This window comes from Exiguobacterium sp. s161 (assembly GCF_018619045.1).
GTDB classification, from domain to species: Bacteria; Bacillota; Bacilli; order Exiguobacteriales; family Exiguobacteriaceae; genus Exiguobacterium_A; species Exiguobacterium_A indicum.
Genome location: NZ_JACSNH010000001.1, coordinates 1047557 through 1070733 on the forward strand (window position 1 = coordinate 1047557; position 23177 = coordinate 1070733).

Sequence of the window (23177 nt, forward strand, 5' to 3'; positions counted from 1 at the left end):
TTGTATAATGAGAAGTGGAAGGAAGTGAAGGCATGCAAGCGAAACAAACGCTCGTTGCATTTCTCGAAGAATTGAAACAGGACCGCTCGTTCATGGAGCGGATTACGTATATGAAAACGATGGAAGCGACAGCTGGGCGGTATGTCGATTTTCCAGAACGACTACCGGAGCGTTTACGACAAGCTCTTCGAACACGTGGGATCACGCAATTGTACCGTCACCAAGGGTTAGCATTTGAACGTGTACAAGCGGGAGAGTCGACGGTCATCGTCACACCGACTGCCTCCGGAAAGACCTATTGTTTTAACTTATCGGTCTTATCGCATTTGTTAGAGCATCCGAACGCGCGGGCATTATATCTCTATCCGACAAAGGCCCTCGCACAGGATCAAAATAGTGAATTACTTGAACTGATCGATCAATTAGAGGCGCCGATCCGATGTTTTACCTATGATGGAGATACGTCACCGACGATTCGAACAAAAGTACGAAAAGCTGGTAATATCGTCATCACGAATCCGGATATGCTACATTCCGGCATCCTACCACACCATACGAAATGGATCGAACTGTTCGAGAACTTGAAGTATATCGTCATTGATGAATTACACACATATCGTGGTGTGTTTGGTAGCCATGTCGCCAATGTCATTCGTCGCCTGCGACGGATTTGTCGGTATTATGGTAGTGATCCCGTCTTCATCATGACGAGTGCAACGATCGCCAATCCGCAGGAACTAGCAGAACGACTGACAGAAAAAACAGTCGGTTTGATTGATGATAACGGTGCGCCAACAGGACGTAAACATTTTCTCGTCTATCAACCACCCATCGTCAACGCACAACTCGGCATTCGACGTTCAGCGACGCTTGAGACGAAACAACTGGCGATGCGCTTCATCAAGAAAAAGTTCCAAACGATCGTCTTTGCACGGTCACGCGTTCGCGTTGAAGTCTTGCTGACGTATCTACGAAGCATCTATCCGCATGAACTCGGTCCTCGATCCATCGAAGGGTACCGGGGCGGTTATTTGCCGAGTGAGCGACGGGATATCGAACGACGGTTACGTCAAGGAGAGATCACCGGTATCGTCTCGACGAATGCTCTCGAACTTGGTGTCGACATCGGGCAACTGCAAGTCTGTATCATGAATGGTTATCCGGGAACGATTGCTTCGCTCTGGCAACAGGCAGGGCGTGCGGGACGTCGACAAGATGATGCACTAATCATTCTCGTCGCTTCTTCCGGTATGCTCGATCAATATGTCGCAGAACGACCAGAGTTATTCTTGAATCAATCCCCGGAAGCAGCCCGACTTGATCCGGATAATCTGATCATTGCCGTCGATCACGTCAAATGTGCAGCGTTTGAACTGCCTTTTACGAAAGGAGAATCATTTGGGACTCTCGAGACGGAAGATATCCTCGAATACTTAGTCGAAGAGCGTGTCCTGCACGAACGTGGCGATCGCTTTTATTGGATGAACGATGCGTTTCCGGCTCATGGAATATCGCTTCGGTCGAGTGATCAAGAGAACGTCATCATCGTCGATCAGACCGAGGTACCGAATCGAGTCATCGGTGAAATGGATACGTTTAGTGCGATGACATTGTTACATGACGAGGCCATTTATCTTCACGGAGCCGATCAATACCAAGTTGAGCATTTGGATTTTGAAGAGAAAAAAGCGTTCGTCCGTGCCGTGGACGTTGATTATTATACGGATGCTAATTTTTCAGTCGACCTTTCCGTGCTCGAAGAAGATGAACAGTATGCAGAGGGAGAATATAGTGTTGCGCGCGGCGATGTCAGCGTCCGCGGAATGGCAACGATGTTTAAGAAGATTAAGTTCGGTACGCATGAGAACATCGGGTCTGGTCCGATTCACTTACCGGAACGAGAAATTCATACAACAGGTGTTTGGTTCACTTTACCCGATCACGCACGCTCTTCGACAGAGCTCGAACAAGTGTTAGAAGGGGTCGCGAATAGTCTCAGACGTGTCGCACCGCTTTATTTGATGTGTGATGCCAGTGATGTCTTCGTCGTGCCGCAAGTCAAGGCGACACACACGCAACAGCCAACTGTTTATCTATATGATCGTTATCCAGGGGGTGTCGGTCTCGCAGAGTCGATTTATAAGCAACGCGGTGTCATGTTGCGTGCCGCCCGTGATTCGATCGTCACATGCCCTTGTCAGGACGGTTGTCCTGCTTGTATCGGTATGGTTGGCGTATCAGATGAGAAAGAACGAACGATTCAGTTGTTAGCAGAAATGGAGAAGGAACTATCATGAAAAATCGTCTTAGACGTATGCTGAAATCTACATCAGACGCCGCAACGGAGGATCAAGTGTCTTCCGCTCCTGAAGTGGAGACGCTGAAGACACCAATCGGATGGACTGACGAACAGCAAGCCTGGATTGATCGTGGGGCCGATATCTTGACGTTCGAAGAAGAGTGGATTGTCAGGATCGACAAGCGATATGCATTAACAGATCGACATGGAGACCGAAGCTTTGCTGAAGTGTATGAGTCCTTACAATTGCCGCATCCGCCGCTTGCGTTAGATGTCCCGCTCGAGCAGGTCATTTTCTTTGATACAGAGACGACAGGATTACGAGGAACCGGAACGACGATCTTTTTACTCGGGTTCGCGCGCTTTGAGCAGGGCGGATTGCTGATGCGACAATATTTCTTACCGCATCCGCACTTTGAAGCTGCCTTTTACCATCACTTCCTGCACGATATCGGAGATGATGTCCGCTTTGTGACCTATAACGGGAAAAGCTTTGATTGGCCGCAAATCAAGACACGTCATGTCTTCGTTCGGGAACGTGTTCCTCGTTTGCCGAAAGTCGGCCATCTCGATTTACTTCATGTTGCGCGGCGAATCTTTAAAGGAATGTATGATTCCTATCGATTGACTGCGATGGAAGAGCGAATCGGATTTGAACGGGAAGGGGATCTACCTGGATTTTTGGCACCGATGCATTACTTCCAGTACGTCGAACACCAGCATCCGGATATCATGACAGGGGTCTTGCAACATCATCTGGATGATTGTCTGACGCTTGTCGGACTGTATGATGCGTGCAACCGACTCGTCACACATCGAGCGGAGGCGCCTTCCCCAATTCAAGAAAACATCGCGATTTGGCTGGCAGATCTCGGAATTCATGAAGGATCACACGCTCATTTTCAACAAGTCAAAGAACTATCAGCAGAAGGATGGTTGCGCCAAGGATATTTGCATAAAAAAATGAAGAACCATGAACAAGCTCGAGATTGTTTCTTGAAGAGCGACAGTTATTTAGGGTATGTTGAGCTTGCGAAGTGGGCAGAGCACATTGCAAAAGATCCAGTGCTTGCTTATGATTATACGGAACGAGCACGACAACACGTCGAGCGACATCATTGGTTGATTACTAAAAAAGAACGAATCTTGGCAGAGCTGGATCATCGAGGACGTCGGTTGAAAAGGAAGTGTGACGCGTGAAAGTTGTCGCCATCACAGGATACAAACCCAATGAACTAGGTATCTTTGATCAAAAACACCCTGGTATCCAAGTCTTAAAGGCAGCCTATCGAGAGCGGATGATTCGCTTAATTGAGGATCGAGGCACAGAGTGGTTTATCACGAATGCCTCACCGGGTTGCGAAATCTGGGCATGCGAGGTCGTACTTGAATTAAAGGAAGAGTATCCCCATATTCGTCTCGGTATTCTTTTGCCGTTCTTGGAACAGGAAGCACGCTGGAAAGAGCCCGTTCAAGCGCAGTACCTTTCCATTCTTGAACAAGCGGACTTCGTCGAAGCAATCAGTCAGAAACCGTATACGGATCCATCGCAGTTACGGAATAAAACCGAGTTTATGATTCAAAAAAGCCAAGGATTATTGTCGGTATTTGATGAAGAACATGGAGGATCGGCGAAATTTTTAGTAGAGCGTGCTAGAATAGAAATGGAACAATCCGATTATCAGTTGTTTTTAATTACACAAGATGATTTATCTTGGCTCGAACAAGAATTACAATACAATGATCAGTGGGAGTGAATAGGATGTATAAGCCATTGTTGACAGCGGACGATATTTACAAAAAGGAATTCAAAACCGGCCTCCGTGGCTATGTCATCGAAGATGTCGATGGATACTTGGATCAAATCATTAAAGATTATGAAGGATTCGAACGTGAGATCGAACGTCTCAAGAAAGAGAACGAGGCGTTAAAACAAGCACCAGCACAACCGGTAAGACGTGAAGAACGCCGCGTCGAACAAGCGGAACCACAAGTATCAAGTTCATCGAACTATGATATGTTACGTCGTATTTCGAATCTAGAGAAGGCCGTTTTCGGACGTCCGCACCAAGATTGACGCATCAAAAAAGACATTTCTGTCAGATCAGAAGTGTCTTTTTTATTTCCTTCTTTTTGAAAGAATCGTCATCTGAACGAAAACGGTGTTAAGATAACTAATAATACATACTACAAAGGATGATAAACCATGTTACAAGTCATGACTGCTTCTGTTCCTGAACCACCGCGCCGTCGTTTTTTTGCAAGTAAACAAGTGAGTACGACGACGAGTGAGACGGATGCACTCTGTAATGAAATCCGTCATGTTTGTCGTTTTGATTGGATGTTGTTTGATCGGATTCGTCTTTCTGACACGATTGTCATTCCTTTTGCGCTGATCGGACCAAAAGGATTGTTCCTCGTGTTACAAAACGATGCGGTCGTAGAATGGATGACGGAGGAATCTTGTCATGTCATGGATTCTGAGCATGGAAGAAAAGTGTTTGCACCTCATCCCATCCATCAGTCGAAACAAATCGTTCAAGCGGTTCGAAAAACGCTAAAAGAACAAGGGATCATCATTCCGATTCATGGCATTACACTTTTTCCGAATGCACCACAGATGCGGACGGAACGAATTAAATTCCCGACGGGGCACAGCTTTAAAGATGTGCGGGCGTTCATCGTCTCAAAGAAATCCTCCCCTGTTCAAGAGCAAGAACGAAAACAAGTTGCGTTTTATCTCGCGCAGCAACAGGAATGAACAAAGGCAGTGAAGCGCTCGCTTCACTGCCTTTTCGTTTGAATTCATCGTCTTGGTCGAGACGCAAGAATGTCTTCAGCTTGATCCAAGTCTTCTTTCAAGACATACACCGCTACGCGATCATCCAAGTCTTTACTGAAACGTCGGAATAAAAACGAAGTTTTGACGCCGCGTTCGACTCGAATCTCTAACTCAGCTGCTTCGAGTCGCGCAGCGTCCTTTAATAAATCTTCTCCTTTTTCACCAAATGCTTCCCCGATTAGTGACCATCGAAGGTTTTCCTTCGTTCGTCTGCTGACGATGACGAGAAATGCAATGACTAAAAGAATGATTAAAACCGTTCGAACTAGCTGTATATCCATCTTTGCCTTCACCTCATTTACTATCATACCGAGTTAACGCGCATAAAGTAAACGTTCAACATAGCGGGCGAACGATTTACTTTTCAAACCTTGTTGGCGATACGCGATATAACCGTCAGGGCGAATTAAATATAATCCGGATTGCTTGATGCCAAAGCGTCGTGCCAGTTCACCGCCTTGATCGACGACACCATCCTCTTTAAGGGACTGATGGATCGGTACTGTCTCAAATAGATCGGGATAGGTATAGGCGAGTTCCTTGAATGGCTCAAGAAGATCATCGGTTGCATTTTTTGGTAAGAACAGTAGTAATAAGAAATTCCGATCGGCACGACGTAACAATAGTTCGTTCTTTTTCGTCCGCGGGTGAACGACTTCACTGTAAGGCATCGGTTCACCTGGTTTTGGTGTCAATGGACTAAAGTGTCCTTGTGTGACGAAGGTCGAACTCGCTGGGTAGTGGCTGTTAAGCTGTGCAATTCGGTTCGTCACGAAATGATGTAAGGGTGCGATTTTGAGACTATTTCGAATGACTTTTTCCTGCAAGGGCAATAAAAAAGGAATATTGATTTGCAAAAGTTCCGTCGCAAGATTGGTTGATCGTAAGATCCCTTGTGCCGCTTCTCGGCGTTCGACGCTGTAAGAATCAAGTAACGGAAAACTCGCCTTAAACTGATGGACACACCATAGTTTCCAAGCGAGGTTCATCGCATCAGCAATTCCGGTATTCATTCCTTGACCACCGACGGGTGAATTGATGTGTGCTGCATCCCCGATCAAATAAATCCGGTGGTGTCCGAATTTCTCGATAATCCGGTTATGGACGCGAAACATGGAATACCAATGGACTTTTTTGAGCTCAAACGGTACTTTGGCTCGATTTTGTAAAAAATCGTCAATCGCTTTATGGTCGGTCGGAACAGGTCCGCTCGTTAGATTGCCGGTAATCCGGAACAAGTTCGACTGAAGTGGGAAAGACTCGATGACGCCATGATCAGAGAAGAAGATATGAACCTCCTCAGAAGAGAGCGGCCAGTCGACCTCGATGTCAGCCAGTGCCCACGATTCTTTGAACGACTTTCCACTGAATGGGAGTCCGAGCTCTCGACGGACGAAGCTGTTCGCGCCATCTGCTCCGATAATGAAGGAAGCATCGACCGTCTCTGTTTCTCCTTTATGTTGTAAGGATGCAGTAACGAACGTTGGAAATTGAGCAAACCCTGTTAATTCTGTTTCGCGCTCGACTACGTGTCCATATGTGGCGAGTCGTGCTTCAAGAATCCGTTCCGTCTCACTTTGAGGTAACAGCGTGACGAACGGAAAGGGTGTGTTCAAATCCGTAAAATCAAGTTTTGCCTGCCATGCGCCATTGACATAGAGGTTTCCTTGATTGATTTTAATCGCATTCTCCATCAAGTCTTCTGCAACACCAAGCCTTGCGAACAACTCCAGAGAACGCGCTTGAATCCCAATCGCTTTTGAGACGACGGATGGTCCGCTTGCACGTTCGACGATGCGAAAGGATAATCCATAGCGCGAGAGTGCGAGTGCGAGTGTTAAACCGGTTGGTCCGGCACCGATAATGAGGACATCTAATTTTTTATTCACGGATAACCCCCCTTAATTTACATCTTAGCCAAAACTCGTTACCATTAAACTATTGATGACACGCTTGACGTGTGAAAGGATGAAACTTGTGAACGAACAACTTTTTACGACAGAACGATTGATTGCGAATTTTAAGGAATACATCCGTCAGAACGAGGCACATCTGACGAAACGACATGCCTTAAACGCCTATTACAAGACGGTAGCAGGATCGATTTTATCGGACCGGATTGCTAAGAATGCGGATCTCATCGTCCGTATGCGCCATCTGGAAGAGGCGTACCAACACGTTGCACAAGAAGGGCGATGAAACAGGTGAACTTAGCCGATATCCGAAAGCATTACGTAGATTCTGAAGAACGTTTACCTCGTCATGCGGCAGCCGTACTCGTTCCGTTAGTTGAGCAGGATGGCGAAGTCTATTTGTTATTTCAAGTACGAGCCAAGACATTACGTTCGCAACCAGGTGAAATCGCTTTTCCGGGTGGTCGGATCGATGGCGGTGAATTACCGAAAGCAGCGGCTATCCGTGAAACGGTCGAAGAATTAAATGTCAGTGCTTCTGAGATCGAAGTGATTGGAACGCTAGAACCACTCGTGACACCGAACCGGTCGATCATTTACCCGTATCTTGGCATTCTCCATGCGACAGACTTTAATCCTTCTCCTGCCGAAGTCGATCATGTGTTTCTTGTGTCATTAACGGAATTAATGACTTCGAAGCCGATTAAAGGAGATATGGAGTGGCGAATTCGCCCTGGTAAGGAAGTGCCGACCGAACGCATGGCGAATCGAGAAGCATACCTGGATCGTACGTATACAGTCACGGAGCATTTTTATGAGCACGGGGATTATCTGATTTGGGGATTAACCGCTAAAATCTTGCGCCAGTTCTTGGCTCAATTGACGCGTGACTAGCTTTTTCGGTCGTTATTTTATATGATTAACTGTAATTGAACGTGTCAGGAGATGAGTCAAATGGAAGAAACAGAAGAGTTATTCGATTATATCGTTGGCGATATGGTAAAAACGAAAGAAGGCTGGGTAGCAGAAGTAACGGCTGTATTGACAAATACGGTCGTTGGTGATGTATCCCACACGAAAAACTTTGAGGCACTCGGCTTAGAGTTCGAAAAACAAGTCTTATTAAAGTCAGAGATTGAATTGTTAGAACGTAAAACAAAATAATGTATGAAAGCACACCATATAATTGGTGTGCTTTTTTATGTTCATCCAGTGAACTGAATAATAATGAAATCATACATTCTTTTAATTTTTGAAGAATTGGACAAAATGACTGAAAACATCGAAAAGATACATTTATTACAAAAGAGTAACAAAGACTAATTCGTAACAGAACGGTTACAAAATATAAAAACGTTGATACACAACGATTGAGAGCGTTTTTTGTAAGCGTGTAACCATTTCGTTACTTTTTGACAGATATATTTCAATTTATAGTGTTCGCTTTTCAAACTATTTGTCACCATGATACGTTGTGCGGGTCGTAAAACGGCGAGAAAGGTTGGCATCAACATGAAACGAACATCATTCCTTTTATCCCTTTGTTTAACGGGATTCATATTTATTCTTTTGCCGCATCATGAAGCATCGGCAGCACAAATCGGGATCGGCACGGAGAAGACGATCGTACAAAATCCATTAGAGATGAAACGTCAAGCTGCTCAAGAAAAGCGTGAACAAGCAGAGGCGAAAAAACAAGCGCGTCTAAAAGCCTTGGCTAAGCAAAAAGCAAAAGCAGAGCAAAAAGCAAAAGCAGCACAAGAAGCCAAAAAGGAAGCACAACAGGTAAAGAAACAAAGTCGAACACAAGCAAACGCTGACCGTTCCACAAAACGTACGGAAACATTTGAGACGACAGCATATACGACGAATCCAGAAAACAATGGAAGCCGTTTGTATAATGGTCGTGCCTTAACGGCATCGGGTTATGACGTCACGAATACGATTACATACGAAGGACGTCGCATCGTTGCTGTCGATCCATCGGTCGTACCGCTTGGAACTAAGGTACATGTAGAAGGTTTCGGCGATGCGATTGCACTTGATACAGGTGGTGCGATTCGCGGGAAAATCATGGATCTTCTTGTCGGTTCAAAACAAGAAGCTTTAAAATGGGGTCGCCGTCAAGTCACGGTGACGTTCGAATAAGAGACGTATATGGTTAGGCGATGGATAGTTTCCATCGTCTTTTTTGTTTTGATGAAGAATATAATAACGATCTGTTCGATGTTGGATTTAGAAAACAGGGGAAAGAGTGAACGGAATAGGTTTTAGAATGTCTAAGAAAGGGGAATTTTACAAAGATAATAAACCGGGAAACGAGGGATGGTTCGTGATTGAATTCAAGGATGTCGGCAAAACGTATGCAGACGGAACAAAGGCAGTGCAACACGTGAATTTTACGGTTGAACAAGGCGAGATTTTTTGTTTGATTGGCCCTTCAGGGTGCGGTAAAACAACGACGATGAAAATGGTCAATCGATTGATTGATCATACGGAAGGACAAATTTGGATCGATGGTGAACCGATCATGTCGATCAATGAACATGAACTCCGTCGGCGAATTGGCTATGTCTTACAACAGATTGCCCTCTTTCCACATATGACGATTGAGGAGAACGTCAGCGTCGTGCCTGAGTTATTGAAGTGGAATAAGGAGAAAGTAGTACAACGGGTCGATGAATTATTTCGGTTGACTGGGTTAAATACCTCACTTAAGAAAAAATATCCAAGTGAACTCTCTGGTGGACAGCAACAACGTGTTGGGGTTATGCGGGCACTCGCAGCAGAACAAGACGTCATCTTGATGGACGAACCATTTTCTGCGCTTGATCCCATTTCACGTGAACAACTACAAAATGATTTGTTGCATCTAAACGAAGAGCTTGGTAAAACAATTTTGTTCGTCACGCACGATATGAACGAAGCGTTGAAACTAGGCAGTCGTATCTGTCTGATGAACGCTGGAGAGATTGCTTTCATCGGTACAAAGGAAGAGGTATTAGCAAGTAACGATCCGTTCGTTCAAGAATTCATGCGTCAAGTCAGGGGGAGTGTCGAATGAATGGATTGATCGAAACGTATCAAGACCGGAAGACTGAATTGCTTCAAGCGTTGATCGAACATATCCAATTATCTGTTATCTCCTTGCTCATTGCCTGTGTAATCGCTATTCCGCTTGGGATTTACTTATCACGTAACAAACGTCTGAGTGAGTGGTCGATTGGTGTGACCTCAGTCATCCAAACGATTCCATCACTCGCATTACTCGGTTTGATGATACCACTTGTCGGGATTGGTACAGTACCGTCGATCATTGCACTTGTCTTGTATTCTTTATTACCGATCGTTCGAAACACTTATACAGGGCTTGCCGAAGTCGATCCTTCAATTAAGGAAGCGGCACGCGCATGTGGGATGACTCCGATGCAGAGCCTTTGGAAAGTCGAGCTCCCACTAGCTTTACCTGTCATGATGGCCGGGATTCGGACCGCGATGGTACTGATCATTGGTACAGCGACGATTGCTGCCTTGATTGGTGCTGGAGGATTAGGCTCGATCATTCTCCTCGGGATTGACCGTAACGATAACTATCTATTATTGCTCGGTGCGATTCCGGCAGCACTGCTCGCGCTTTTATTTGATGGCTTATTACGTCAAACGGAAGTAGCGACTCGTAAACGACAAACAGCACGTCTCGTAACGGCAGTTGTCTTAATGGTTGCGATCGTCGTCGCACCTTTTGCCTTCGGTCGTAGTGAACGACCAGATCTCGTCGTCGCTGGAAAACTAGGTGTAGAACCGGAAATTTTAATGAACATGTATAAGATTGTCATTGAAGATGAAACGGATTTGACGGTACAAGTCAAACCGAACTTCGGGAAGACGACCTTCGTCTATAAGGCACTCGAATCAGGTGATATTGATGCGTATCCAGAGTTTACAGGAACGGTGCTCGCTAGTTTGACGAATGAAAAACCGAAGTCGAATGATGCAAAAGAAGTGTATGAACAGGCAAAAGCCGGTCTTGAAAAACAAGATTTAGCCTTGCTACCACCGATGAACTATAACAATACCTATGCTGTAGCTGTTCCAAAGAAATTAGCAGACCGTTACGATTTGAAGACGATCTCTGATTTAAAACAGGTCGCGAATCAGTTGACAGCTGGATTCACGTTAGAATTTAAGGACCGACAGGATGGGTATAAAGGGATTCAAGATAAATATGATGTTAATTTCCAGAAAGTCGTCACGATGGAACCAAAATTGCGCTATAAAGCAATTGAGTCAGGTGAGATCGATGTCATTGATGCTTACTCGACAGATCCGGAGATTGCGAAATACGACATGGTCGTCTTAAAAGACGATCAGCAACTATTCCCTCCATATGAAGGAGCTCCTCTTCTGCGACAAGAGACGATCGAGGAGTATCCAGAAGTAAAACAAGCACTTGAGCAATTGTCAGGTAAAATTTCAGATGAAGAGATGTCAAAAATGAATGAAGCTGTCGCATACGGCGGAAAGACGGCGAATGAGGTCGCTCGTGATTACCTGAAGAAGGAAGGCGTCATTCAATGAAACTTTTACTGATCAGTAACCCGACAGCTGGGACGAACGGCACCGGGTTACTTGGAGAAGTCATCGAACCATTAAGTACATTATTCGATGAAATCGTCATCAAAAATACAAAGCAAGCTGGAGATGCGATGCAATTTGCGGAAGATTCGTCCGCATTTGATGCGGTCGTCGTCATCGGTGGAGATGGAACGGTGTTCGAGACAATCAACGGGGTCGCAAAACTGGATGATCGCCCGATACTCGGTATCATTCCTGGAGGGACCTGTAACGACTTCGCTCGAACGCTTGGCTTACCGATGGCTCCTCGGCTTGCTGCAGAAGCGATCGCGATGCAACACGTTGTTCAGGTCGATCTCGGACAAGTCGAAAATAGCTATTTCTTGAATTTCCTTGGTGTCGGTCTTGTCGCAGAGGCATCGATTGGCATCGATACAGAAGAAAAAGCACGCCTCGGGAAGATGGGATATTATCTATCGACGATTCGCTCAAGTCTAGAAGCACAACCCTTCGAATATGAACTGATTTTAGATGAAGGCCGTCACATGACCGGCGAAGCGGTTCTCATTCTTGCAGCAAACGGAGAATCGCTCGGTGGAATCGAGACGAACTTATCAGATGGAGCCTATAATGACGGGAAACTTGATTTAGTGATCGTCGATGAAGTAAATTTGACAACCATTCGAGATGTGATTCTTCAAAAAATTGGTCTTGCCAATGATCCTTCCTTTACACATATCTTGACGAGTGGGTTTCAGTTGAAAACAAAAGACGCAAAAGTGATCGATACAGATGGTGAGAAAGCCATCCATACACCGGTTACAGTTAAAGTATTGCCGGAGTATCTGCGCATGTATGGAGGCACACAATAATATAAAGTAATGAATGAAAAGAAGGTCGTCATAAAAAACGGTCTTCTTTTTTTATATCTTTCAGTACATATATGCGGTTATGCTTTGACGCTTTAAAGAAAATATTTGATAAAGGATGACTTTCAATGATTCTTTCTGTACAATGAAAAAGTATTTTGAAAAGGAGGTGGAGCACCATGAAAGGAAACGCATGGGCTTCAAAAGTTGGATTTATTTTGGCAGCAGCGGGATCCGCCATTGGTCTGGGGGCCATCTGGAAATTCCCGTACACAACTGGAACGAACGGAGGAGGCGCGTTTTTACTCTTGTTCCTCGTGTTTACCTTATTACTTGGACTGCCCGTTTTAATTGCCGAGTTTTTAATCGGTCGTACGAGTGGAAAAACAGCACTTCAAGCGTTCTCGGCACTTGGTCATAAGAAGTTCACATTTATTGGTGTACTTGGTGTCATCGCTTGTTTCTTGTTGCTCTCTTTCTACAGCGTCATCGGAGGATGGGTCTTGATTTATACCATTCTTGGTTTCACAGGTCGCCTGACGACGATGGACAGTGGTGCGCTTGGTGAATTGTTCGGAACGATTTCCGCCTCACCGTTATATGTCATTTCAGGGCAATTGATTTTCCTCGCTTTGACATGTTGGATCGTCTTACGTGGTGTTCAATCCGGTATTGAAAAAATGAGTAAAATCATGATGCCATTATTATTCGTGTGCTTCATCATCCTTGTCGTTCGATCATTGACACTTGATGGTGCAATGGAAGGTGTTAAATTCTTCATACAGCCTGATTTTTCGGTCCTCAACCGAACTTCTGTCCTGAGTGCGCTGGGCCAAGCGTTCTTCTCCTTATCGCTCGGTGTATCGGCGATGCTGACGTATGCTTCCTACATGAAGGAACGTGGCGAGATTAATCGTTCCGCCGCATGGATCGTCGCGATGAATGTCGCCGTCTCATTATTAGCTGGATTCGCGATTTTCCCAGCTGTTTTTGCTTCGGGTCTTGACCCTGCAGAAGGACCGGCATTGCTTTTCATCGTATTGCCGACTGTTTTCAGTCAGATCCAGTTTGGCTCGGTGTTCTTGACACTGTTCTTCCTTCTATTTGCTTTCGCATCGATCACTTCATCGATCGCTATGCTTGAGGTCGTTGTTGCTTCATTAACGGATCGTAAGGAAAATGCGACATCGCGTGATAAAAAGCGGACGACATGGCTTGCGACACTTGCGATTGCGATCGTCGGAATTCCGTCCGCACTCTCGTTCGGGATGTTGAGTGATGCTCAATTCATGGGAAAAACGTTCTTTGACAGCGTTGATTTCCTTGTTTCGAATATTTTAATGCCGATTGGTGCATTACTGATTTCGATTTTTGCTGGGTACAAGCTCGATCGTACTCTTGTCGAACAGGAACTCGTGACGAGTCCATCCATGAAAAAAATCGTACCTGTGTGGCGTGTGAGTGTTTGTTACTTGAGTCCGATCGCGATTTTGATCATCCTTGTATGGCCATTATTCGGATAATTGATCACTTTTTTAAGGTAGTCGACAAAATTGTCGACTACCTTATTTGTTGTCAAAAGAATCATGCGAAAGAAAGAACGGATAGTTCATTCTTCGGTCTGATGCGATATTTTTAAAAGTATGTTGAAATATAAATACACGAGGCGTAACATTTCGGAAAAACGGGAAACTTTTTGTTAGACGTTACGTAATGTTAAAATAAAGACACGTAAACCTGATAGAAGAATCAGTACGAAGGAAGAGGGGATGACATGAAGTCTTCATGGTGGATATTTGGTTCCATCGGTATGATGTTCGTATTTCTACAATTGGCCGATACGTTCAACTTCTCGGGAATCTTCATCGCTCTTGGTTTGTGGTTCATTTGGAGCGGTTATCGAACAAAACCAGGTCGACGATATCGGACAGAACGGAAATCGACCGAAATCAAGCGGAAAAATGTGAAAAAGAAATTACTACTTGATGACGAAGATGAGTTCGTCGGAAGTGTCATTTTAAAACCGGAACGGGCGACACGCCGATTTGAAGAGACGGATGATTTAGAACTTCAAGTATTGCAACGGACGATCGAAGAAGGATTCACAAAAATCCAGACGTACGATCAAATCGTTCCCTCGATTCGAGATGGTGAAATCAGAAGTGAGATGCGGATCGTCTCACGGGAAGCACATGTCTTGTTCGAGGAGTTATATGAAAGTCCACGCGACGTCAAAAAAGTTCGGGACTTCTTTACGTTCTATCTGGATTCCTTATTGTCGATTTCAGAAAAATATGCCGATTTGGAACGCCGTGGCGCTCAAGTTCAATTGGATACGAAAAATCAATTGATTTCGAACTTGAAAATGATCGGACAAAAATTAAAGCAACAACAAACCTTGTTGCTTGAAGGGGATACCGTTGATTTAGAACGGGAACTCTTGACGATTGAAAAGGTGTTGACGCAAGAGACTGAACAACGAAAACAGGAGGAGAGTTACCGACATGACCCATTCTGATAAAGATACATGGCAACAATGGCCTGATGAGCAAGATCAACCGACAATTTCTGATCCGTCGGTCGACTTAAACGTAGCGGAGACACCGCCCAAAATGCCGGCTCGCCCTGTCGAAGAAATGATTCCTTCGGATGTTCCGGCAGAACAACGACAAAAGATTGAACGTCTACTGCAGGTGATCGATCTACAAAAAACGGATGCCGTCATGCAATTCGGGGCCCCAGTCCAGCGTGAACTATCACAATTCTCTGATCAAGTCTTAAGTGAAGTGAAGATGAAGGACGGCGGGGAAGCAGGGAAATTGCTGAGTGACTTAATGCAGCGTGTCCGCCAAATGGATCCAGATACGCTTCAAGAAAAAAAGAGCTTCTGGTCGAACGTGCCGGTCATCGGTCGGGCGAAGAAAAAAGCGGAAACGTATTTCTTGCAATACGAGAAAATGAGCGCTTATCTCGAAGAAGTCGTACACAATCTTGATCGATCAAAATTTGGATTGATGAAGGACATCACGTTACTCGATCAAATGTATCAAAAGAACAAGCGTTATTTCGAAGAATTAAACGTCTATATTGCAGCTGGCGAGACGAAAATCGCTCACGTTCGTCAACATGAAATCGAACCGTTACGAACGGAAGTCGAGGTATCGCGGGATCAAACGAAGTTACAGGAATTGAATGACTTGATTCAATTGACGGATCGTTTTGAAAAGAAAATCCATGATTTAAAATTATCCCGAACGATTAGCTTGCAGATGGCACCGCAAATTCGTGTCATTCAACAAAATAACCAAATTCTAGCGGAAAAAATTGAATCAGCAGTCGTCAATACGATTCCACTTTGGAAGAACCAAGTTGTCCTATCTTTGAGTCTGTCGCGTCAAAAAGCAGCGCTTGAAATGCAGAAGGATGTCACCAATACGACGAACCAGTTACTTGAGCAAAATTCGAAGTTGCTGAAGGAATCGTCAATTGAAATTGCGGAAGAAAACGAAAAAGGCATCGTATCCGTTGAATCGTTAAAAGTGGCGCACCAAAACTTGATCGAGACACTGGATGAGACATTACGCATCCAACAAGAAGGAAAACAAAAGCGCCGCGACGCAGAGCATGAACTAGAGCGAATGGAGAATGAATTGAAACAAAAAGTCATCGAAGTCGCCTCAAAAAGCAGAGAATTACCGAATCGACCATACTAAGGAACACGACATTTCGTGTTCCTTTCCTTCATGAAAGGAGAGTTTGAATGAATAATGAAGAGAAGCAGTTGAAATGGGATACGACATGGTTATTATTCGCACGGATGATGGCAGACCGTCATTCAAAATGTGCCTCAAAATCCGTTGCCTGTGTCATCGTCAAGGATGAAAAGCCGATTTCAATTGGAATAAACGGAACACCTAGTCAGCATGTGAATTGCAACGAAATTTACTTAAAGCAAAATGGTATTCTCTATACATCACGACCTGACCACCCGATTGTTGAAGAATTGGTTGAACGAAACGGGATTCTCTTTTATCGGTGCGAAAATCAGGAAGAACACCATGAATGGTCAAAGCAACACGAGATTCATGCTGAAATCAACGCGCTCGGTAAGCTAGCAGCCGATTCGACGAGCGCTCGTCATGCAACAGCTTATGTCACACATAGTCCGTGTCATGCGTGTAGTTTAGCGCTCATCGCTTCTAAAATCGATCGTGTCGTTTATTCGACAGGTTATGAATACGGGGACGGATTGAATCTCATGCGACAAAGTGGAATCGAAGTCATCCACTTGCCACTCGCAAACGAATATTTTCTTGAAAAAATTTAACGAAAAAGGGTTGTAAACGCTTCCATTGCATTGTATGATGAAATCAAGCATTGCCATGGTAATTATTCACTCTTCCATTCGGACTGATTTTCAATCGAAAATCGGTCCACTTTTTTTTAGAAAAGAATTGACAGACCTTGAATAGTTTGGCATGATAACTATATAATATGACGAAGCGGAACGCCGCATTTTCATACAAAACCAATCAAGGAGCTGGAATGCCAGGTCGTTGAATGAAAAATCCTGACTCATGTGAGTCAGGATTTTTTTTATGGATGAACAAGTGTCGCTTCCTTGAGGCGTTTAGCACGGATTGCACATTTTGTGGCGACCGCACCTGAAAGGATCGTCATGAATCGCTGACAGAGGATGTCTGGTTGCGATTGATGTAAGAATAGTTGATGTAATAGTCGGTTGAAGGCGGCGTCTAGCGAAGATAAGTGCCGTTTGATTGCAGTGGGAGACATATCTTGAATTTCCTCTGCTTGATAGCCGGCATCACTTTGGAAAGCAGAGAGGATGAGAAGCTCTGTTTGCGCATCAGCCAACGTTAGCCCTTGTTCTTGGACATAATGACAAGCCTCACGCAATTCATGAATCAACAAATGTTCCAAAGCATACGACGTATGCATTTGATATGGATCGTACAACTGGACAGCTTGCCGAATTTGATCGCGGGTCACGATTTCGGATACCGTCCATTGATCGAGTGTGCCAACAGCTTCACTGTATAGTTGAGTAAGTGGTCGAATCATCGTTTCTCCTCCTTAAGCATAAAATGGACTTCCAGTTTCATCATAATTCATTTAGAAAACGCTTACAATATCTGTTTACTAGTAGTCGTGATGAAATCGTGTCTGCTATGATATGAGTGAAGAAAAAGGAGTGAGATGACGTGATTCAATTATTCAAAGCACTTCCGGAAGTGACGATGCCTTCTTATGGAAATGATACTTTTTCCATCCATCAATCGAATCAACCGATTGGACTTTCGATAGAGACGCTTGTTTCGGGTGAACGAATCGAAGAAGTGTTACTCGTTGCCTCGGGTGAAATCCGCACAGGTCAAACCGGACGAGAGTGGCTGCAGTTCACGTTCAATTCGCCCGCTGGATCTTGTAAGGGGAAACAGTGGATCAATCAAGGAACGGCAGAAGAAGCACTTCGTCCATATCTCGAAACACGGATCGTTCGGGTCGAGGCAAAGGTAGAGGAATATCCGCCGCAATCCGGAAACAAGTCATTGACCGTTCAGCGCGTCACTCCGATTCATGACGCCTCACCGACGCAGTTCCTACCACAATTACCAGCAGATGAATCGCTTGAAACGTATCGTGATCAGTTGCTTGGACTAGTCGGTCAACTTGATTCTCCTTACCAAGAAATCGCGCTCTCGATTCTGCGACAGTACTGGGCGGATTTTTCAACACGACCGGCTGCGCTGTTTCATCACCATGCCTATATCGGTGGGTTGCTGAAACATACTGCTTGTATGATGACGATTGGTCGAGGAATTTGTGATAGTGAACAACCATACTTGACGCTACTCAAATGTATTCAAGAAGCAGAAGCCGATCATAAAAATGAACTCTTCCAAGCAGCTGAACGAGAGATACGTCAATTTTCTTGGGATGACAGTTTTGATGCCCTCTATCAAGCGGCAAAAGGGATTGCTCTGTTAGATCAACGACCGAATCCGAATGAGTTGCTGCTCGGTATTTTATTGCACGACATCGGAAAGCTATGGGAGTATACGCATGCGGGTGCATCGACAGATCGTTTTTCAAGACTGTTGCACGTAACAGAAGAAGAGGAAGAACTGGCGGGTATTGCGCTTGATCCGGACGGTGTATTGATGGGTCATATGCCGTATGGTTGTTTTGTTCTCGAACAAACACTTCGAGAAGAAGATATCCGATTACCTCGTGCTGTTTATCACCGTCTCATGCATATGGTATTATCACACCATGGTAAACGCGAGTGGGGATCAAGTGTTACGCCGCAAACGACAGATGCTTGGTATCTTCATGCGATTGATCTACTCGATGCACGAAAAGAAAAATGGCGTCAGCAACAAGGACGCTAAGGAGTGAAATCATGCAAGACAAAATACGTACGACCGTCATTACTGGTTTTTTAGGTGCCGGTAAAACAACGCTACTCAATCATCTCGTTTCTCAACCGACAGAGAAGTTTGCCTTGCTCGTCAATGAAGTAGGTTCTGTTCATATTGATGAAGCATTGATTGAACGAAGTGACGAAGAGATGATCGAATTGACGAATGGTTGCATTTGTTGTTCGATTCGCGGTGATTTACGGGATGCGTTGCTACGGATCGCAAAACGTCGTCGAGATGGGGAGTTATCGTTTGATCGATTATTGATTGAGACGACAGGCGTTGCTGATCCAGGACCGATTCTACAGACATTCTACTTTGAGCCGGCTGTTGAACAGTCCTATCAGATTTCAAGTGTCGTTACGGTCATCGATGCGTATCACTTGGAACGTCAACTGACGTTCCAAGAAAATGTGAAACAAATCGGCTTTGCTGACGTCCTGATCTTGAATAAAATGGATTTGATTGACGAGTCAAAGCGCGAAACGTTGTCCGCTTTACTTCGCGAACGAAATCCTTCTGCAGCTATCATTGAAACGGAACAGGCTCAACTTGAATCGGACCGACTGTTTGAAACGTTCCATTTTCCAAAAGAAGAGCAAGTACGACTCAGTCAACAAACGGATCAGATTCATCAATCGGTTGAGGATTTCACGGCATTGACGATTGTCGAGGAACGACCCTTGAACCGAAATCGATTTGGAATGGTCCTACGTGAGGTGTTAGAAGCGTATGCGGAAGATCTCTATCGCTATAAAGGAATCATTCATTTTGCAGATACGGATCGAAAGGTTATTTTACAAGGTACTGGCATGATTTATGGCACAGCAATCAGAGAACCATTTAGCGAACAACCAAAGACGACGCTCGTCTTCATTGGGAAAGGGCTGGATGAACAAGCGATACGAAAAGGAATCGAGGCGGCAATTGAACATGGTTGAACTTTATTTTGACGGTACGGTCCGTCCTTCAAATGATGAAGCGGCGGTTGGGCTGTTTAGTAAAAATTCCGAGGGCGAAGTCACGGAAAAAATGTATCAAATTCAAGCGATCAATAATCATGAAGCAGAATTTATTGCTTTTGCGACAGCCGTCGAGTGGGCGCACGAACTGATTGCACAAGGCGAGAGCGTCATTTCGTTTCGGACGGATTCAGAAGCCGTTGCACTCGCAGTCGAACGCGAATTCGTCAAGAACAAACGAACGCAGACGATTTTTGATCCTGCCTTTGCGCGTTATCAACTCTTACCACTCGCTTTCGTGAAGTGGATTCCACGGTCGGAGAACAAAGCAGATCGTGTCGCACGAGAGGCGTTACGATTATACGAAGCATGATTGACGACAAACACCCCTATCCTCACGGTAGGGGTGTTTGTTCATGTTCGATTCGCTCGATCAGAATTTGGTCGACGCGTCGTCCGTCTAAATCAACGACTTCAAACCGGTACGGTCCAATTTCGACAGTACTCCCACGGGAGGGGACATCACCTAACGTATATAGAATCAAACCAGCAACCGTATGATAGGCGTTCAACTGTTCACCGGGTAAGTCTTCTGTATAACCGAGCGTCCGCTTTAAATCATCGATGTGCAATAGACCATCCGCTAGGAAGGAGCCATCCTTTCGCATGACGAGTTCCGGTTCTTCCTCAACGCTTGAAATTTCGCCAACGAATGCTTCGAGGATGTCGAATAAGGTGATCATGCCGAGGAAACCACCGTATTCATCGAGAACAAATGCGATTGATACCGTCTCTTTGCGCATCCGTTCAAGCAAGACGGTTGCTTTTAATTGACGGGGAACGATCAGCGGTGATTGAATCAGCCGTTCAAGTTCTTGAACAGGTCGTTCCGTTGATAGCACCTCTTTCGCATCGATGAAACCGACGAAGTGATCCAAGTCACCATGACCAACCGGTAAGTTTCGATGTCGCGCTTGCCGGAGCTCTTGTAAGATCGTATCGGAGTCATCCGCTAAGTCAATCCATTCGGTAACGGTACGCGGCTCCATCAGTTCGTACGCGTACAAATCATGAAAATCAAACACACGAGAGACTTGCTCCGCTTCAGACCGATTGAAGGTTCCCTCTTGCGTACCACGAATCAGTAATTGCCGAACTTCGTCTTCCGTCTCGTCTTCTGTTTGCAGGCGATCCAGACCAATCAAACGGAAGATGGAACTCGTCGACTTACTTAGAACCCAAATGAATGGTCGAAGCACAATCGAGAAAAAACGCATCGGTGGGGCAAGCCACATCGTGACCCGTTCTGGACTGACAAGGGCGACACGCTTAGGAACGAGTTCACCGATGACGAGTGAAATATAGGTGATGATCGTTACGACTAGAATATAGCCGATCGTACTGGCATAAGGGGCGAGCCACGCGAATTGAGCAAGCCACTTGATGACCGGTCCTGAGAGAGCGGCACCACCAAAGGCACCATTGACGATGCCGATTAACGTGATGCCGACTTGAACAGTCGATAACAGATCGGTTGGTCGATCAAGTAACTCTAACGCAACATGGGCTGACTTTTTGCCATCATTCGCTGCTTTCTCTAATTTCGACCGTTTTGAGGAAAGTAAAGCGAGTTCGGTCATCGCAAAAATACCGTTTGCTAGAATCAAAAGCAGTACAATCGTTAAGTTAATCAACCACATGAAATCTTCACTCCTTTTTCGATAATAAACTATTCCCCAAAACTGTCTCTCTCATTCCCATTCTGTCTACTTTTGCGTTAAACTAAAAGAGAAATAATCAAAAGGGGGAATTTGTTTATGGAATACCGTGTAGAACGTGACACGATGGGGGAAATTCGTGTACCAGAAGCGCAGGAATGGGGCGCACAAACACAACGTAGTCTAGAAAACTTTAAGATCGGAACGGAAAAAATGCCGATTGAAGTCATTCGTGCCTTTGCAGTCCTGAAAAAAGGAGCGGCGCTTGCGAACCGCGACTTAGGCGTGCTTGAGGCAGAAAAAGCGGGTGTCATCGCTGAAGTATGTGACGAGATCATCGCGGGGAAATTCGATGATGAGTTTCCGCTTGTCGTTTGGCAAACGGGTTCAGGTACACAGTCAAATATGAACGTCAACGAAGTGATCGCTCGGGTCGCGACACGCAAGTTGAAAGAACAAGGCAGTGAGACGACGATTCATCCGAATGATGACGTCAACAAATCACAAAGTTCAAATGATACATATCCGACAGCGATGCATTTAGCGGCGAAGACAGTCTTGTTGGAATCACTATTCCCAGCAATCGATGCTTTGCATGCGACACTTGACGAAAAAGCGAACGCGTTTGCAGATATCGTCAAGATCGGACGGACACACTTGCAAGATGCTACACCCATCACACTCGGTCAAGAAATCAGCGGTTGGGTCCGGATGCTTGCACTTTCGAAGCAAATGATCGAACGGACGCTTGATCCGTTAACGGAATTAGCAATCGGCGGTACGGCTGTTGGAACGGGCATCAACGCACATCCTGAGTTCGGTGATTTGGCTGCGCAAAAGATGAGTGAAGAAACGGGATATGAATTCACGAGTGCGGAAAACAAATTCCACGCCCTAACAAGCCACGATCAACTCGTCTTTACGCATGGTGCGGTCAAAGCGTTAGCGATGGACGCGATGAAGATCGCAAACGACGTTCGCTGGCTCGCATCAGGTCCACGAGCAGGGATCGGCGAAATCACGATTCCAGAAAATGAGCCGGGAAGCTCAATCATGCCTGGGAAAGTCAATCCGACTCAAAGTGAAGCGTTGACGATGGTCGCTGCGCAAGTCCTTGGAAACGATGCGACGATTGGTTTTGCTGCAAGTCAAGGAAACTTCGAACTAAACGTCTTCAAGCCGGTCATCATGTATAACTTCATACAATCCGTTCGCTTACTGACAGACGCCTTGCATTCGTTCAATGACCACTGTGCGATCGGAATCGAACCAGAACAGTCCGTCATCGCTGAGAACGTCGAACGTTCGTTGATGCTCGTCACTGCACTCAACCCGCACATTGGATATGAGAATGCGGCGAAAATTGCAAAGGCAGCGCATCAATCCGGGTCAACCTTAAAAGAAGCAGCACTTGCGACTGGTCTACTAACAGAAGAACAATATGATCAATGGATCGTACCAGCAGATATGGTCCGTCCGAACTTAAAAGCGTGAGTTGAAAAAGCGGGGGAATTCCCTCGCTTTCTCTTTATCCGAGGACGGTTCTTCGGATGTAT

24 protein-coding genes are annotated in these 23177 nt (G+C 45.2%); 20 read left to right on the top strand and 4 right to left on the bottom strand.

Translation table 11 applies throughout. The annotated features are described in order from the left end of the window. Positions 1-32: 32 nt before the first annotated feature. From KNQ14_RS05120 to KNQ14_RS05140, 5 genes are all read left to right on the top strand, one after another. On the top strand, positions 33-2297 hold the full coding sequence (locus KNQ14_RS05120) for a DEAD/DEAH box helicase (RefSeq protein ID WP_214859851.1): 2265 nt from the start codon (positions 33-35) through the stop codon (positions 2295-2297). 17 nt (positions 2298-2314) lie between these two features. Continuing rightward, a complete protein-coding gene (locus KNQ14_RS05125; protein WP_251138101.1) occupies positions 2315-3499 on the top strand; it encodes a ribonuclease H-like domain-containing protein in 1185 nt (394 codons plus the stop codon). Then, on the top strand, positions 3496-4056 hold the full coding sequence (locus tag KNQ14_RS05130; protein WP_214859852.1) for an SLOG family protein: 561 nt from the start codon (positions 3496-3498) through the stop codon (positions 4054-4056). Before KNQ14_RS05125 ends, KNQ14_RS05130 begins: the two co-directional genes overlap by 4 nt. Before the next feature lie 5 nt (positions 4057-4061). Continuing rightward, entirely contained in the window at positions 4062-4376 is a 315-nt protein-coding gene (gpsB, locus tag KNQ14_RS05135; protein WP_050677422.1) for a cell division regulator GpsB, read from the top strand. Between the two features lie 129 nt (positions 4377-4505). Beyond that, the gene (locus tag KNQ14_RS05140; RefSeq protein WP_064299684.1) at positions 4506-5060 is read left to right on the top strand and encodes a nuclease-related domain-containing protein; all 555 of its coding nucleotides are present in this window, start codon (positions 4506-4508) and stop codon (positions 5058-5060) included. A 44-nt stretch (positions 5061-5104) separates the two neighbouring features. On the opposite strand, the gene KNQ14_RS05145 is transcribed toward KNQ14_RS05140, so the two are convergent. Next, complete coding sequence (locus KNQ14_RS05145) at positions 5105-5422, bottom strand: hypothetical protein (protein WP_214859853.1); 318 nt, start codon at positions 5420-5422, stop codon at positions 5105-5107. Between the two features lie 33 nt (positions 5423-5455). Then, positions 5456-7030, bottom strand: a complete 1575-nt coding sequence (locus tag KNQ14_RS05150) for an FAD-dependent monooxygenase (RefSeq protein WP_050677419.1) — start codon at positions 7028-7030, stop codon at positions 5456-5458. A gap of 79 nt (positions 7031-7109) precedes the next feature. On the opposite strand from KNQ14_RS05150, the gene yvfG reads away from it, so the two are divergent. From yvfG to KNQ14_RS05205, 11 genes are all read left to right on the top strand, one after another. Beyond that, a complete protein-coding gene (gene yvfG / locus KNQ14_RS05155; RefSeq protein WP_217448908.1) occupies positions 7110-7340 on the top strand; it encodes a protein YvfG in 231 nt (76 codons plus the stop codon). Then, the gene (locus KNQ14_RS05160) at positions 7337-7948 is read left to right on the top strand and encodes an NUDIX hydrolase (RefSeq protein WP_058704911.1); all 612 of its coding nucleotides are present in this window, start codon (positions 7337-7339) and stop codon (positions 7946-7948) included. The genes yvfG and KNQ14_RS05160 overlap by 4 nt, the downstream gene beginning before the upstream one ends. A gap of 60 nt (positions 7949-8008) precedes the next feature. After that, positions 8009-8218 (top strand): hypothetical protein, encoded by a 210-nt coding sequence (locus KNQ14_RS05165; protein WP_023468601.1) that lies wholly within the window; start codon positions 8009-8011, stop codon positions 8216-8218. Between the two features lie 348 nt (positions 8219-8566). After that, positions 8567-9202 carry a 3D domain-containing protein gene (locus KNQ14_RS05170; protein ID WP_251138272.1) on the top strand — a complete coding sequence of 212 codons (636 nt, stop codon included), beginning with the start codon at positions 8567-8569 and terminating at the stop codon, positions 9200-9202. 184 nt (positions 9203-9386) lie between these two features. After that, positions 9387-10118 carry an ABC transporter ATP-binding protein gene (locus KNQ14_RS05175; protein WP_214857889.1) on the top strand — a complete coding sequence of 244 codons (732 nt, stop codon included), beginning with the start codon at positions 9387-9389 and terminating at the stop codon, positions 10116-10118. Then, positions 10115-11632, top strand: a complete 1518-nt coding sequence (locus KNQ14_RS05180; RefSeq protein ID WP_064299686.1) for an ABC transporter permease/substrate-binding protein — start codon at positions 10115-10117, stop codon at positions 11630-11632. The genes KNQ14_RS05175 and KNQ14_RS05180 overlap by 4 nt, the downstream gene beginning before the upstream one ends. Then, entirely contained in the window at positions 11629-12501 is an 873-nt protein-coding gene (locus tag KNQ14_RS05185) for a diacylglycerol/lipid kinase family protein (RefSeq protein WP_035396868.1), read from the top strand. The genes KNQ14_RS05180 and KNQ14_RS05185 overlap by 4 nt, the downstream gene beginning before the upstream one ends. A 176-nt stretch (positions 12502-12677) precedes the next feature. Next, positions 12678-14021, top strand: a complete 1344-nt coding sequence (locus KNQ14_RS05190; RefSeq protein ID WP_214859856.1) for a sodium-dependent transporter — start codon at positions 12678-12680, stop codon at positions 14019-14021. A gap of 251 nt (positions 14022-14272) precedes the next feature. Next, entirely contained in the window at positions 14273-15016 is a 744-nt protein-coding gene (locus KNQ14_RS05195) for a 5-bromo-4-chloroindolyl phosphate hydrolysis family protein (RefSeq protein ID WP_050677413.1), read from the top strand. Beyond that, on the top strand, positions 15003-16211 hold the full coding sequence (locus KNQ14_RS05200) for a toxic anion resistance protein (protein ID WP_023468594.1): 1209 nt from the start codon (positions 15003-15005) through the stop codon (positions 16209-16211). Before KNQ14_RS05195 ends, KNQ14_RS05200 begins: the two co-directional genes overlap by 14 nt. A gap of 47 nt (positions 16212-16258) precedes the next feature. Then, complete coding sequence (locus tag KNQ14_RS05205) at positions 16259-16825, top strand: deoxycytidylate deaminase (protein ID WP_214859858.1); 567 nt, start codon at positions 16259-16261, stop codon at positions 16823-16825. A 269-nt stretch (positions 16826-17094) separates the two neighbouring features. Here the strand turns inward: KNQ14_RS05205 and KNQ14_RS05210 are convergent, their stop codons facing one another. After that, positions 17095-17580, bottom strand: a complete 486-nt coding sequence (locus KNQ14_RS05210) for a hypothetical protein (protein ID WP_064299688.1) — start codon at positions 17578-17580, stop codon at positions 17095-17097. 140 nt (positions 17581-17720) lie between these two features. On the opposite strand from KNQ14_RS05210, the gene KNQ14_RS16910 reads away from it, so the two are divergent. The 3 genes from KNQ14_RS16910 to KNQ14_RS05225 are packed head-to-tail and all read left to right on the top strand — an operon-like array spanning position 17721 to position 20276. After that, entirely contained in the window at positions 17721-18911 is a 1191-nt protein-coding gene (locus KNQ14_RS16910) for an HD domain-containing protein (RefSeq protein WP_064299689.1), read from the top strand. Positions 18912-18922: 11 nt separating this feature from the next. Continuing rightward, entirely contained in the window at positions 18923-19882 is a 960-nt protein-coding gene (locus KNQ14_RS05220) for a CobW family GTP-binding protein (RefSeq protein WP_023468590.1), read from the top strand. After that, complete coding sequence (locus KNQ14_RS05225; RefSeq protein ID WP_214857883.1) at positions 19875-20276, top strand: reverse transcriptase-like protein; 402 nt, start codon at positions 19875-19877, stop codon at positions 20274-20276. Before KNQ14_RS05220 ends, KNQ14_RS05225 begins: the two co-directional genes overlap by 8 nt. Before the next feature lie 22 nt (positions 20277-20298). On the opposite strand, the gene KNQ14_RS05230 is transcribed toward KNQ14_RS05225, so the two are convergent. Continuing rightward, positions 20299-21603, bottom strand: coding sequence for a hemolysin family protein (locus KNQ14_RS05230; protein WP_055968472.1), 1305 nt, complete (start codon positions 21601-21603; stop codon positions 20299-20301). Positions 21604-21720: 117 nt separating this feature from the next. Here KNQ14_RS05230 and fumC point away from each other — a divergent pair, with 117 nt between their 5' ends. After that, complete coding sequence (fumC, locus tag KNQ14_RS05235) at positions 21721-23115, top strand: class II fumarate hydratase (protein ID WP_050677406.1); 1395 nt, start codon at positions 21721-21723, stop codon at positions 23113-23115. Positions 23116-23177: the final 62 nt, after the last annotated feature.

What these genes read in the sequence shown, in the direction of transcription:
- KNQ14_RS05120 (WP_214859851.1), top strand. Translation starts at nt 33, where the DNA reads ATGCAAGCGAAACAAACGCTCGTTGCATTTCTCGAAGAATTGAAACAG.
- KNQ14_RS05125 (WP_251138101.1), top strand. Translation starts at nt 2,315, where the DNA reads ATGCTGAAATCTACATCAGACGCCGCAACGGAGGATCAAGTGTCTTCC.
- gpsB (WP_050677422.1), top strand. Translation starts at nt 4,062, where the DNA reads ATGTATAAGCCATTGTTGACAGCGGACGATATTTACAAAAAGGAATTC.
- KNQ14_RS05140 (WP_064299684.1), top strand. Translation starts at nt 4,506, where the DNA reads ATGTTACAAGTCATGACTGCTTCTGTTCCTGAACCACCGCGCCGTCGT.
- KNQ14_RS05145 (WP_214859853.1), bottom strand. Translation starts at nt 5,422, where the DNA reads ATGGATATACAGCTAGTTCGAACGGTTTTAATCATTCTTTTAGTCATT.
- yvfG (WP_217448908.1), top strand. Translation starts at nt 7,110, where the DNA reads ATGAAACTTGTGAACGAACAACTTTTTACGACAGAACGATTGATTGCG.
- KNQ14_RS05160 (WP_058704911.1), top strand. Translation starts at nt 7,337, where the DNA reads ATGAAACAGGTGAACTTAGCCGATATCCGAAAGCATTACGTAGATTCT.
- KNQ14_RS05165 (WP_023468601.1), top strand. Translation starts at nt 8,009, where the DNA reads ATGGAAGAAACAGAAGAGTTATTCGATTATATCGTTGGCGATATGGTA.
- KNQ14_RS05170 (WP_251138272.1), top strand. Translation starts at nt 8,567, where the DNA reads ATGAAACGAACATCATTCCTTTTATCCCTTTGTTTAACGGGATTCATA.
- KNQ14_RS05180 (WP_064299686.1), top strand. Translation starts at nt 10,115, where the DNA reads ATGAATGGATTGATCGAAACGTATCAAGACCGGAAGACTGAATTGCTT.
- KNQ14_RS05185 (WP_035396868.1), top strand. Translation starts at nt 11,629, where the DNA reads ATGAAACTTTTACTGATCAGTAACCCGACAGCTGGGACGAACGGCACC.
- KNQ14_RS05190 (WP_214859856.1), top strand. Translation starts at nt 12,678, where the DNA reads ATGAAAGGAAACGCATGGGCTTCAAAAGTTGGATTTATTTTGGCAGCA.
- KNQ14_RS05195 (WP_050677413.1), top strand. Translation starts at nt 14,273, where the DNA reads ATGAAGTCTTCATGGTGGATATTTGGTTCCATCGGTATGATGTTCGTA.
- KNQ14_RS05200 (WP_023468594.1), top strand. Translation starts at nt 15,003, where the DNA reads ATGACCCATTCTGATAAAGATACATGGCAACAATGGCCTGATGAGCAA.
- KNQ14_RS05205 (WP_214859858.1), top strand. Translation starts at nt 16,259, where the DNA reads ATGAATAATGAAGAGAAGCAGTTGAAATGGGATACGACATGGTTATTA.
- KNQ14_RS05210 (WP_064299688.1), bottom strand. Translation starts at nt 17,580, where the DNA reads ATGATTCGACCACTTACTCAACTATACAGTGAAGCTGTTGGCACACTC.
- KNQ14_RS05220 (WP_023468590.1), top strand. Translation starts at nt 18,923, where the DNA reads ATGCAAGACAAAATACGTACGACCGTCATTACTGGTTTTTTAGGTGCC.
- KNQ14_RS05225 (WP_214857883.1), top strand. Translation starts at nt 19,875, where the DNA reads ATGGTTGAACTTTATTTTGACGGTACGGTCCGTCCTTCAAATGATGAA.
- KNQ14_RS05230 (WP_055968472.1), bottom strand. Translation starts at nt 21,603, where the DNA reads ATGTGGTTGATTAACTTAACGATTGTACTGCTTTTGATTCTAGCAAAC.
- fumC (WP_050677406.1), top strand. Translation starts at nt 21,721, where the DNA reads ATGGAATACCGTGTAGAACGTGACACGATGGGGGAAATTCGTGTACCA.